This is a genomic window from Photorhabdus sp. RM96S, from assembly GCF_042879335.1.
Taxonomy (GTDB): domain Bacteria; phylum Pseudomonadota; class Gammaproteobacteria; order Enterobacterales; family Enterobacteriaceae; genus Photorhabdus; species Photorhabdus kayaii.
This window is the reverse complement of record NZ_JBHFKT010000031.1, coordinates 25,828-37,967: the sequence shown is the minus strand read 5'-3', so window position 1 is coordinate 37,967 and position 12,140 is coordinate 25,828. Positions and strand designations below refer to the sequence as shown.

Below are 12,140 nucleotides of genomic sequence, written 5' to 3'. Positions count from 1 at the left end.
AGTTAGCGATCCACATCAGACATAACAAAATCAATACTGCCCAGATACACGATCAGGTCAGAAACTAAGCTACCGCGAATTACCGATGGGATCTGCTGCAAATGCGGATAACTCGGTGTACGGACTCGGGTACGGTAACTCACAGTACTGCCGTCGCTGGTGAGATAATAGCTGTTGATGCCCTTAGTGGCCTCAATCATCTGGAAAGATTCATTTGCTGGCATTACCGGTCCCCATGACACTTGCAAAAAGTGGTTAATCATGGTCTCAATATGCTGCAAAGTACGTTCTTTCGGTGGTGGCGTCGTCAGTGGATGATCTGCTTTGAATGGACCTTCAGGCATATTGTCCAGACACTGTTTCAAGATTCGCAAGCTCTGACGCACTTCTTCCACTTTCAACATCACGCGGTCATAACAGTCGCCGTTATTACCAATCGGCACGTCGAAATCGAAATTTTCATAGCCGGAGTATGGGCGCCATTTACGCACATCAAATGCGATACCCGTTGCCCGCAAACCCGCTCCAGTGGTGCCCCATTCAAGAGCTTGTTTGGAATTATAAGCAGCAACTCCAATAGAACGGCCTTTCAGGATGCTGTTTTTCAGCGCCACTTTCACGTAGGAATCAAGACGTTTGGGCATCCAGTTGAGGAAATCGCGCAATAATCTATCCCAACCACGCGGTAAATCATGAGCAACGCCGCCAATACGGAACCACGCTGGGTGCATACGGAAACCGGTAATCGCCTCCACCAGATCATACACTTTCTGACGGTCAGTAAAGGCGAAGAACACCGGTGTCATCCCGCCAACGTCCTGAATGAAAGTCGAGATGTAGAGTAGGTGGCTGTTAATGCGGAACAATTCCGACAACATAACGCGAATGGTTTTTACCCGGTCAGGCACGTCAATTCCCGCCAGTTTCTCCACCGCCAGCACATAAGGCATTTCGTTAACACAACCGCCTAAGTATTCAATACGGTCTGTATAGGGAATATAACTGTGCCAAGATTGGCGCTCTCCCATCTTCTCCGCGCCACGATGGTGATAACCAATATCCGGGACACAATCAACAATCTCTTCACCATCCAGTTGCAGAATGATACGAAATGCCCCATGAGAAGAGGGATGGTTAGGACCAAGGTTAAGGAACATAAAGTCCTCATTCTCGGTACCCCGCTTCATTCCCCACTCTTCTGGTTTGAAAGTCAGTGCTTCCATTTCCAGATCTTCTTTCTGTCTGGTCAATTCGAAAGGATCAAATTCTGTCGCACGAGCAGGATAATCCTTCCGCAACGGATGCCCTTCCCAAGTCGGTGGCAACATAATGCGGCGCAGATTTGGATGGCCGTTAAAGACAATACCAAACATTTCCCATGTTTCACGCTCATACCAGTTGGCATTTGGGAACAGAGGAGTTGCAGTCGGGAGATTCAGGTCTTTTTCACTGAGGGCAACCTTCAACATGATATCGCGGTTACGCTCAATAGAAAGCAGGTGATAAAACACAGAAAAATCTGCCTCTGGCAGACCCTGGCGATAAGTACGCTGGCGTTCATCCATGCCATGCAAATCGAATAGCATGACATAAGGTTTAGGCAGCTTCTTCAGGAAAGTCATTACTTCCAGTAATTGTTCACGCTTCACCCAGACAACGGGTATACCAGTACGGGTTGGCTGAACAGTAAAGGCATCCGGGCCAAAGTGGTTACGCAGCTCACTCATGACCGGATCATCAAGATGATCATGAGTTTGCCACGCAGGCCGGGCGCTTTCTTGCGCTATCTGATCTATCATCATTTTTCACCACAACGCTTTGATCAGTGTTCGTTTTGATCAGGATTAGTATCGCAACACATTGCTCTGGTTACATTCATTAGGCTACTTTGAGTCACGCCTACTGTCTAAAGACAGATTCTTAAACTTCGTCTGGCGTACGCAGATTTTTCACTGCGATACGTTCCCCGTGCTTACGTTCTCTTTCTGACTGCATATTGGCACGGTAAACTCCTTGATCTCCCACTACCCAAGACAACGGACGACGCTCTTTGCCGATTGACTCTTGTAACAACAACAGAGCTTGCATATAAGCTTCAGGACGGGGAGGACAGCCAGGAATATAAACATCAACAGGGATAAACTTATCGACACCTTGAACGACAGAGTAAATATCGTACATACCACCAGAGTTGGCGCAGGCTCCCATAGAGATAACCCACTTCGGCTCAAGCATCTGGTCATACAGGCGCTGAATAACCGGCGCCATTTTGGTAAAACAGGTTCCAGCGACCACCATAAAATCCGCTTGGCGGGGTGATGCACGTAAAACTTCAGCGCCAAAACGAGCGACATCATGAACAGCAGTAAATGATGTCGCCATTTCCACATAACAACAGGAAAGACCAAAGTTGTAGGGCCACAGGGAATTTTTACGTCCCCAATTCACCATATCATGCAGAGCATGCTCCAGTTTGCCCATGTAAACACTACGGTGAACATGCTGCTCCAGTGGGTCTGCGACAATTTCCTGTTTTTGCAGGGGATAACGGTCATTCTCACCGTTCAGATCTATGCGGGTGAGTGTATAATCCATCTTTAAATGCCTCGCTATTACTGCGGATGACTATTGTTAATGTTAATCACAACACTTGGTTTACTTACCTGGCGGCTTGAACGAGATGGCGTCCAATTCAGCGCCCCAATACGCACCAGATAAAACAAGCCTGCGAGTAACACCAAAATGAAAATGCTTGCTTCGATAAAGCCTAACCAGCCACTCTCTTTGATAGAGACTGACCATGCATATAAAAACAGAGCTTCAACATCGAAGATGACAAAGAACATAGCGACCAGATAGAACTTGGCCGACATACGGAGACGAGCACTACCGACAGAATCAATACCAGATTCATAAGGGACATGTTTTGCCCGGGCTTTCGCTCTCCCGCCCAAGAAAAATGCCCCTAACAGCATCAAAGCACACAGACCGAAAGCACCTAAAAGAAATACCGCGAATGCCCAGTGATGGGCAAAGAGTTCAGTGGATGTTGACATACTCATTGCTTACTCATCAAAAGTGGTGTCAAAAGTGTCTGCTCTTTTGTCTGGCAGTGTTGCACCACATCGATTCAAGGGAAGGGGTAACAACCAAATCTGAAACACTGTTAATCAATGATTGATGGAGTGAATCTTCTTGGTTTTTACTCCTCTCAACAATATTTTGTCTGTTATGACAAAATTAATCTAACATTTATTTACAAATAACAAACTTAGTCTTAACGGATCGTGCTGCCGCACTGCTAAAACGTGTCAGTCAACTGGCATGCGAACAGTGGCGGCAACTAGTTTAACCGATAATTCGTTTTTACCACATCATTATCTCAGGAAAAACCTGCCTTTCCACTGCTACATAGGGAGTATTTCTTTGATCAAGTACACAATTTGACAGAAAAAAATTTTACTACTGATGATAATTCATTCAAATCTGAAGAAATTATATTTTTATCCATAAGCGACGAGAAAAGCTCCCGTTCACTACAGAAATCTTTATTTCATCAATTCAGCAAATTATTACTTTGTTAACAATATAACAATTTGTTAACCAAATCAGGGGGGTGTTAAGAAAAATGCTACCGTATATTTAATGATTACGATAACAACAGAATAAGGTGAATTTAGTTGATGATTACTTATAAATATATTCGAGGAGCTAATACCTCCTTCCATCCATAATGGAGGTATTAGCAAAAGAGAAGTGTTTCAGATATTACTCATCAATAATATCATCATCAGGAAGTTCTTCAGAAACACCCGTTACCACGTATGGCGTTTTCTTATTCTCTATTGCACTAAAAACCGTAAGAACAGATTCATTTTGTTCATTACTATGTCTATACAGAGAGAACTGGGTTTCAGGTAAACGAGGAAGCCCTTCACTCTCCCCTAAAATACGCAGATCAGCATTTTGCATTTCCAAAGGACGAGCAGTAATACCGACTTCTGCATTCACTGCCGTGCGAACTGCCGACAAAGAAGCGGCTTCATAAGCAATCCGCCACGATACTCCCACCTCATCCAGCGTATCCAACGCCAACTGACGGAATGGATTGGTTTCATCCATCACAACCAGTGGCACAGGTTCATTTGACTGTAGCTGGAAATCAGGGGCACAATGCCATAATACTGGTGTTGAGCGCAGAACAGTCCTTGGATGATGACTGATTTTTGCGGTTGTGAGTGCCAAATCGATCTCATGGCTATCCAGCATACTTTCAATAAACTGAGTACGCTTTATCCGGACGTCTATTGCCATCCGTGGATAAACGGAAGCGATGCGATTTAACAAAAAAGGGAGCAGTGTATCCACCGTATCATCGGACGCACCGATTCTTAGTTCACCTTCTGCATCGCTATAGGTTAATGATGCGCTGGCATCATCGTTAGCGCGCAGAATTTGTCTTGCATAACCAAGAAGTTGAAGACCATGCTCAGTAAGAAGCTTATTACGACCATGACGGGCAAACAACTCTCTGCCCACCAACTGCTCCAAACGTTGCATTTGCTGACTTACAGCCGATTGCGTTCTGCATACTGCTGCTGCTGCTGCTGCAAAAGTATTTAAATCAGCAACAGCAACAAAAGTTCTTAGCAGATCGAGATCGAGATTCATTATCGGACGATTTGCATTTATCATTGTTTATTCATCACTTTTTTTTGATTTTAATTACTAACTAACCAGGTGTTTTTACGTAAGCACTATCAAATTTAAATTAACATCGCTTAGACAGTACTCTACTCTATTAAATAGGGCAAAGATTTACTGCTGTTTTTTTACCTATTGAACCCATTGCGGGTTTTATTTTCTCCTCTTCTTAGCAAAAGTTACTCGGATTCCTAAATAAAATTGAGGACAATCCCTATTTACAACACCCTATATGTGATTTCTAGTTTGGTTATTTTGTTTTCTGACTCACGTCAAAGAATAACATAAGTTATATCAGAAAAACTAAATATAAAGTAAAAATCTACAATATCACTAATGTTTAATAATCCTATTCAGATAAATTTACAACTAGTTTCCAGAAATGATCAAAAATATTGTTTGATCTTTCTAAAATATATAGTCCTAAATTGCCAATTCAAGCCAAATCTTATACATAAGAATAAATTATACAAACACAACAATTTTTATTGGCAAATTGCGCTATGCTCACTTTCTCCCCACAATGGCCCGGCCATGCCGTTATCACGCTAAAAACACCCCCATTTCCACACTAAAAAACAACAACAATCCAGATTATAAATTTGATATCATCAGTAAATTCAGAATTTAACGCTAACATAATTTACATAAAAAGATACTCAAATAACAACTCCCCTACTAAAACAACCATTTTAACCAAATATATCAATGCATCTTCAAAACACTCAGAGGGAGGAGTACATTAAATGTTACACGCTATATGCCAAGCGACTTTTTTTTACCAAGATAAGGTAAGACTCTCTATGCTAGCAGTTAAAAAATCCAGCAAATTGGATAATGTTTGTTATGATATCCGCGGCCCCGTACTCAAGGAAGCTAAACGCCTTGAAGAAGAAGGCAATAAAGTCCTCAAATTAAATATTGGCAATCCAGCCCCCTTTGGTTTTGAAGCACCAGATGAAATCTTGGTAGATGTTATCCGTAACTTACCAACAGCACAGGGTTATTCAGATTCGAAAGGTCTGTATTCTGCACGCAAAGCTATCATGCAACATTATCAAGCCCGGAATATGATGGACGTGACCGTTGAAGATATTTATATCGGCAATGGTGTTTCTGAATTAATCGTTCAGGCAATGCAAGCATTACTGAATACCGGTGATGAAATGCTTGTTCCTGCACCTGATTATCCTCTCTGGACTGCGGCAGTTTCACTTTCCAGTGGCAAAGCCGTGCATTATATGTGTGATGAAGGGTCAGATTGGTTTCCTGACTTAAATGATATCCGTAACAAAATTACGCCCCGCACACGTGGGATTGTGATTATTAACCCTAATAATCCAACGGGTGCTGTATATAGTAAAGAGCTGTTATTGGAAGTTGTTGAAATAGCCCGGCAACACAATTTGATTATTTTTGCTGATGAGATTTACGACAAAATCTTATATGACGATGCAGAACATCATTCAATTGCTGCCCTCGCGCCTGATCTGTTAACGGTAACATTTAATGGATTATCCAAAACATATCGGGTTGCAGGTTTTCGTCAAGGCTGGATGGTATTAAATGGCCCGAAGAAACACGCAAAGAGCTACATTGAAGGCTTGGAGATGCTGGCATCCATGCGTTTATGTGCCAATGTGCCAATGCAACACGCTATTCAAACTGCTTTAGGCGGTTACCAAAGTATCAGTGAATTCATTTTACCTGGTGGCCGTTTGTATGAGCAGCGTAACCGAGCATGGGAATTAATTAATCAAATCCCCGGCGTTTCCTGCGTGAAACCTAAAGGCGCTTTATATATGTTTCCAAAAATTGATGCGAAACGTTTTAATGTTCACGATGACCAGAAGATGGTGCTTGACCTTTTATTACAAGAGAAGGTCTTGTTAGTGCAGGGAACCGCATTTAACTGGCCGGAACCTGACCATCTCCGCATCGTGACCCTACCAAGGCTTGATGAACTGGAGATGGCAATTCAGAAATTCGCCCGATTTATTGGCAAATATCATCAATAAAAATAAGAACCGTTTATATACCCTATAGATTTCAAGATGCATCGCGACGGCAAGGGAGTGAAGCCCCGGGAGCATAGGTAACTATGTGACCGTGGTGAGCGTGACCGTGGTGAGCGAGTGCAGCCAACAAAGAGGCAACTTGAAGGATAACGGGTCTTGAAGGATAACGGGTATAGAAAAATATCGCTGATAACGGACATTATTCATACCATGCGTTCTATCGGAATAGGCGAAAACTTATTTCTGCTATTCCGATAAGTCTAGCCTACCCACTTTTCCTCACTGGTGAAAACCTCACCTGTCAGATAGAAATCCTTGATAACCACGTCCATAACTCTCTTTATTGATACCCATTAATCACTCTCCGCAAAATAAGGTCAATAAATTTTCATTTTTTACCGGTAACACAGACTAATTTTTTTATTTTTATGGACGATTTTTGCAGTGATTATATAAGGCATTAGCAAGATATAAAAGAATTAAACATTGCATTTATTAAACTTAATACAAGAGAACGCCTGGATAAATAACAAACTATTGTAAATTATATGAAATTTTTGTATATAAACTGTATGCAAAATGGAGTAAAAATATAAATTTCATTTAAAAAATGATATCTATTACGATTATAACATTGCCAGTTAATAATAAATGTAAATTAATCATATCAACCTTGCTATACAGTCTGGGTACCCGTTTAGATAAATAGCAGATTTCCCTATGAAAACAAGGGATAAAAATAAGAAACGATTTTAAGGTTTACTTTACCCCTATCCACCGCTCACAATAAAAACAATATTTACTGTAAGAGATGATTATGAGCCACTTTTTTGCCCACCTTTCCCGTTTGAAACTGATTAACCGTTGGCCTCTGATGCGTAATGTACGTACAGAAAATGTATCGGAACATAGCTTACAGGTGGCCTTTGTCGCACACGCCTTAGCCATTATCAAAAACCGCAAATTTGGTGGCAATGTAAATGCTGAACGCATTGCGTTGCTGGCTATGTATCACGATGCCAGCGAAGTTATTACCGGAGATTTACCCACTCCGGTCAAATATCACAATCCACATATTGCACGGGAATACAAAAAAATAGAAAAAATCGCGCAGAAAAAATTACTGGACATGCTGCCAGCAGAGCTGCAAGAGGATTTCCGTCCAATCCTAGATGACAGCCAGCATACAACAGAAGAAACTTTTATCATTAAACAGGCCGATTCCCTGTGTGCTTACCTCAAATGTCTGGAAGAGTTATCGGCAGGTAACCATGAATTCAATCTGGCGATAGCCCGACTTGAAAAAACCCTGGCTGATCGTCACAGCCAGGAGATGGATTACTTTATGAAAGTTTTTGTACCGGGATTCAGCCTGTCATTGGACGAAATTAGCCTTGATATTCCACATTAAAATGGAAACAACCAAGGGATGACCAGCACACTTATCACCATCACCAACATGGTAAATGGCACGCCCAAACGGACAAAATCGGAAAACTTATAACCACCGGGGCCAAGAACCAGCGTATTCACTGGGGACGAAACCGGGGTCATAAATGCGGCGGAAGCTGCCACACCAATAATCATGGCAAATGGCATGGGAGATACTGCCATTTCACGTGCAGCAGCAATAGCTATCGGTGCCATTAATACCGCCGTTGCCGTATTAGAAATAAACAAGCCGATTACGGCACAAAGTATAAACAGACATACCAGCATCACCCTCGGCCCCATATCACCCGCAATATCCATCAAGCCACGGACAATCAGCTCAATCCCGCCCGTTTTCTGTAATGCCAGAGCAAACGGCATCATCCCGACAATCAGGATAATACTGGGCCAATGAATAGAGCGGTACGCACTTTCCATATCAATACAACGGAATTTTCCCATCAACAGGCAAGCTATCAATGCGGCAATCACATTGGGTACTTCATCGGTAAGCATCATGGCTACCATCAGCGCCAAGCTAAAAAGCGCATGTGGCGCTTGAGACGTTGCCGGAGCCACCTCTTCGATCTCAACCGGCAGATTAAGGACAATAAAATCGCGCATTTTAGTTTGCAGGATACGTATCAGTTTCCAGTCACCAATAACCAGCAAAATATCGCCAAGTTGCAGTGGCACATCAACCAGTTTACCCGACAACGATTCACCATCACGTCGAATACCAACAACATTCAAACCATAGCAGGTACGAAAACCTATTTCCCGCAGTGACTTACCCAATAAATCCGACTCCGGGATCAGAGAGACTTCAGCCATACCTACGTTACGAGATTGTTCAGAGAAATACTCCCCGCGCAGCACCATCGGTTCTAATAATTGCTCACTGCAAAATTGACGCAGATCCACCTCACTGTCTGACATATCAACCAGCAACACATCCCGTTCTCTCAATTCTGTATTGCCCATCGCACTGACCATAACGCGCCGGAAACGCCGCCAACGCTCGATACCAACGACATTAGCCCCATAGCGAGCACGTAAATTTGACTCATCAAGAGAAAGACCTATCAACGGGGAACCTGGGCGAATCGCCAGGCGACGCGCGCGACCTGATAATTTATAGTCGCGGATAAGGTCACGGAAAGTACGACGATGCCATTTATCATGGCCTTTATCCGATTGATTATTCCCCAACCAATGGCGAGCGATCAGCATATAACCCATACCGGCAAACAGCATCAAAATACCAATAGGTGTAATAGAGAAGAATTTGAAACCGGGAAGCCCTTCCCGTATCAACTCACTGTTAATCACCATATTGGGTGGCGTCGCTACCAATGTCATCATGCCACTGATAAGCCCGGCAAAACTCAAGGGCATCATCAACCGACCCGGCGAAATTTTCATCCTTACCGCGACACTGAGCACCACCGGAATGAAAATCGCGACCACACCCGTAGAACTCATAAACGCACCAAGCCCTGCAACAGTCATCATCAGTAATGCCAACATTTTGGTTTCGCTGTTTCCGGCAGCTTTTACCAGCCAATCCCCCATTTGATAAGCAACGCCAGTTCTTACCAATCCTTCACCAATAACAAACAGGGCAGCTATCAACAACACATTGGGATCACTAAAACCGCTGGTCGCTTCACCGAGCGTCAACGTTCCACTCATGACAAACGCGATAATCACCAATAATGCAACAATATCCATGCGCAGTTTATTGGTGGTAAAAAGAACAATAGCTATCAGTAGCAGGGTCAATACCCACAAGAGTTCGCTATTCAAAATGGCCTCTATCAACAAAAAAGAAGATATTAGTGTCAAAAACTTGGCTAGTAGACCATTTTATTAAGAGAAAATCTCCGGTTGCGATCAACAATGTGTCCACTTTTCGTCATGAACCATCATCTCTGATTTTCCAGTACATTGACTGCAATAATCTAGCAACGGGTTTCTCCCGGTTCAAATATCATCAAGAAACGAACGATCAAGTTGTTTAAATGCGCGTTTCAGCAGTTCTGCGAGAGATTGATAAGTTGGCGTTTGCTGCAAAGGTGCCATTGCGATACCCGCTGCGGCGAATTTATCACGGATTTCATGAAACCATTTCAGCAATGCCGCGGGTAACGGGGTTGATGCCCGTTTCCCCAACCACCATAACCCTTGCATCGGTAAACTACACGCGAACAGTGCCGTCGCCACCGCTGGACCAAGCTGACCACCCAGTGCGATTTGCCACGTCAGAGTAAAAATAGCCAACGGCGGCATAAACCGGATACCAAAACGAGTTGCCTTAATAATCCGATTTTCAGGGAACGCGGGTGCCAACTGTTTCTCAATCGGCCAAGTTTTCATGTATTGCTGTCCCAGTTGCATCTTTCTCAGCCATCCGTTACTGGGGGGAGGTATTGCGCTCATCATGACCTCAATCAATTAAAAACATATTTTTTAAAAAAACATTGTAACTGATAAAATATTTTTTGTAGGATTAAGTATATTTTGTCTTTGCTGCTCGCTATCGGTATCCTACATTCACTTTTATGTTATACACAGCAGCAAAGCGGCATATTTTACCTTTTTGAAAATTTAAACCTTATCATCATGCTCTTTGCACTTAGCATGATGTTAATCATTTAATGTCATCACTATATGCTCTACGCTGATGAGTAATTGACGCTTTATTAATCACATGTCTTATCTGTAAGACTCAATGACAAACACGATATAGGTACTTCCATGTCAAGTAAGCTGGTACTGGTCCTCAATTGCGGTAGCTCTTCTCTGAAATTTGCTATCATCGATCCTGCTAACGGTGAAGAATATCTTTCTGGTCTAGCTGAATGTTTTAACCTGCCTGAAGCCCGCATTAAGTGGAAAATGGATGGCGCAAAACATGAAGCCGCTTTAGGTGCTGGTGCAGCCCACAGTGAAGCATTGAACTTTATTGTTAATACGATTCTGGCCGAAAAACCAGAACTTTCTGATCAAATCGCCGCAATCGGCCACCGCATTGTTCACGGCGGTGAAAAATTCACGGCATCCGTTACCATCAATGATGAAGTCATTCAAGGGATTAAAGATGCGGTTCCATTCGCGCCATTGCATAACCCTGCTCACCTGATTGGCATTGAAGAAGCGAAAAAAGGGTTCCCACACCTGGCTGACAAAAACGTTGCTGTATTCGATACCGCTTTCCATCAAACCATGCCAGAAGAGGCTTACCTCTATGCCCTGCCATACAACCTGTATAAAGAGCACGGCATTCGTCGCTATGGCGCCCACGGAACCAGCCACTTCTTCGTTTCCCGTGAAGCGGCGAAAACGCTCAACAAACCGGTTGAAGAGCTGAATGTTATCGTCTGCCACTTGGGTAATGGTGGCTCTATCTCGGCTATCGTTAATGGTCAGTGTGTTGACACCTCTATGGGATTGACACCATTGGAAGGTCTGGTAATGGGTACCCGCAGTGGTGACATCGACCCGGCGATCATTTTCCACCTACATGATTCACTGGGCATGAGCGTTGAACAAATCAACAAACTGTTGACCAAAGAATCTGGCTTGCTAGGTCTGACCGAAGTCACCAGTGATTGCCGTTATATAGAAGATAACTATGAAACCAAAGCCGATGCTAAACGCGCTATGGATGTCTACTGCCACCGTCTGGCTAAATACGTTGGTGCTTATTCCGCACTGATGGAAGGCCGCTTGGATGCCATTATCTTTACCGGTGGTATTGGTGAAAACTCCGCACTGGTTCGTGAACAGGTGATGAAAAAACTGGCTCTGTTAGGTTTCGAATACGATCACGACCGTAACCTGGCAGCTCGCTTCGGTAAATCCGGTGCAATCACTACCGACAACAGCCGTCCTGCTTTAGTGATCCCAACCAATGAAGAATTAGTGATCGCTCAAGATGCAGCGCGCCTGACCGCGTAATCACTTTACCCACCGCCAGCCACT

9 protein-coding genes are annotated in these 12,140 nt (G+C 43.4%); 3 read left to right on the top strand and 6 right to left on the bottom strand.

From position 1 onward, the window contains the following. Nucleotides 1-2: 2 nt before the first annotated feature. From nuoC to hexA, 4 genes are all read right to left on the bottom strand, one after another. The gene (gene nuoC / locus ACGF49_RS17605; protein ID WP_113042491.1) at nucleotides 3-1,802 is read right to left on the bottom strand and encodes an NADH-quinone oxidoreductase subunit C/D; all 1,800 of its coding nucleotides are present in this window, start codon (nucleotides 1,800-1,802) and stop codon (nucleotides 3-5) included. Between the two features lie 118 nt (nucleotides 1,803-1,920). Continuing rightward, nucleotides 1,921-2,595 carry an NADH-quinone oxidoreductase subunit B family protein gene (locus ACGF49_RS17600; protein ID WP_228902012.1) on the bottom strand — a complete coding sequence of 225 codons (675 nt, stop codon included), beginning with the start codon at nucleotides 2,593-2,595 and terminating at the stop codon, nucleotides 1,921-1,923. Between the two features lie 17 nt (nucleotides 2,596-2,612). After that, a complete protein-coding gene (locus tag ACGF49_RS17595; RefSeq protein ID WP_011147306.1) occupies nucleotides 2,613-3,062 on the bottom strand; it encodes an NADH-quinone oxidoreductase subunit A in 450 nt (149 codons plus the stop codon). Between the two features lie 706 nt (nucleotides 3,063-3,768). Continuing rightward, entirely contained in the window at nucleotides 3,769-4,695 is a 927-nt protein-coding gene (hexA, locus tag ACGF49_RS17590) for a transcriptional regulator HexA (protein WP_228902020.1), read from the bottom strand. A gap of 812 nt (nucleotides 4,696-5,507) precedes the next feature. Here hexA and ACGF49_RS17585 point away from each other — a divergent pair. Together ACGF49_RS17585 and yfbR are read left to right on the top strand one after the other, a co-directional pair. Next, nucleotides 5,508-6,722, top strand: coding sequence for a pyridoxal phosphate-dependent aminotransferase (locus tag ACGF49_RS17585; protein ID WP_011147308.1), 1,215 nt, complete (start codon nucleotides 5,508-5,510; stop codon nucleotides 6,720-6,722). A gap of 817 nt (nucleotides 6,723-7,539) precedes the next feature. After that, on the top strand, nucleotides 7,540-8,133 hold the full coding sequence (gene yfbR, locus ACGF49_RS17580) for a 5'-deoxynucleotidase (protein ID WP_113026094.1): 594 nt from the start codon (nucleotides 7,540-7,542) through the stop codon (nucleotides 8,131-8,133). On the opposite strand, the gene ACGF49_RS17575 is transcribed toward yfbR, so the two are convergent. Both ACGF49_RS17575 and yfbV read right to left on the bottom strand, forming a co-directional pair. Then, on the bottom strand, nucleotides 8,130-9,962 hold the full coding sequence (locus tag ACGF49_RS17575) for an SLC13 family permease (RefSeq protein ID WP_113042487.1): 1,833 nt from the start codon (nucleotides 9,960-9,962) through the stop codon (nucleotides 8,130-8,132). The genes yfbR and ACGF49_RS17575 overlap by 4 nt on opposite strands. Before the next feature lie 177 nt (nucleotides 9,963-10,139). After that, complete coding sequence (gene yfbV / locus ACGF49_RS17570; RefSeq protein ID WP_113042485.1) at nucleotides 10,140-10,595, bottom strand: terminus macrodomain insulation protein YfbV; 456 nt, start codon at nucleotides 10,593-10,595, stop codon at nucleotides 10,140-10,142. Between the two features lie 318 nt (nucleotides 10,596-10,913). Between yfbV and ackA the strand changes: the two genes are divergently transcribed. Next, complete coding sequence (gene ackA / locus ACGF49_RS17565) at nucleotides 10,914-12,116, top strand: acetate kinase (RefSeq protein ID WP_113042483.1); 1,203 nt, start codon at nucleotides 10,914-10,916, stop codon at nucleotides 12,114-12,116. Nucleotides 12,117-12,140 lie beyond the last annotated feature (24 nt).

Excerpts from the sequence above, each read along its gene's own strand:
- nuoC (WP_113042491.1), bottom strand. The coding sequence starts at position 1,802 with ATGATGATAGATCAGATAGCGCAAGAAAGCGCCCGGCCTGCGTGGCAA.
- ACGF49_RS17600 (WP_228902012.1), bottom strand. The coding sequence starts at position 2,595 with ATGGATTATACACTCACCCGCATAGATCTGAACGGTGAGAATGACCGT.
- ACGF49_RS17595 (WP_011147306.1), bottom strand. The coding sequence starts at position 3,062 with ATGAGTATGTCAACATCCACTGAACTCTTTGCCCATCACTGGGCATTC.
- hexA (WP_228902020.1), bottom strand. The coding sequence starts at position 4,695 with ATGATAAATGCAAATCGTCCGATAATGAATCTCGATCTCGATCTGCTA.
- ACGF49_RS17585 (WP_011147308.1), top strand. The coding sequence starts at position 5,508 with ATGCTAGCAGTTAAAAAATCCAGCAAATTGGATAATGTTTGTTATGAT.
- yfbR (WP_113026094.1), top strand. The coding sequence starts at position 7,540 with ATGAGCCACTTTTTTGCCCACCTTTCCCGTTTGAAACTGATTAACCGT.
- yfbV (WP_113042485.1), bottom strand. The coding sequence starts at position 10,595 with ATGAGCGCAATACCTCCCCCCAGTAACGGATGGCTGAGAAAGATGCAA.
- ackA (WP_113042483.1), top strand. The coding sequence starts at position 10,914 with ATGTCAAGTAAGCTGGTACTGGTCCTCAATTGCGGTAGCTCTTCTCTG.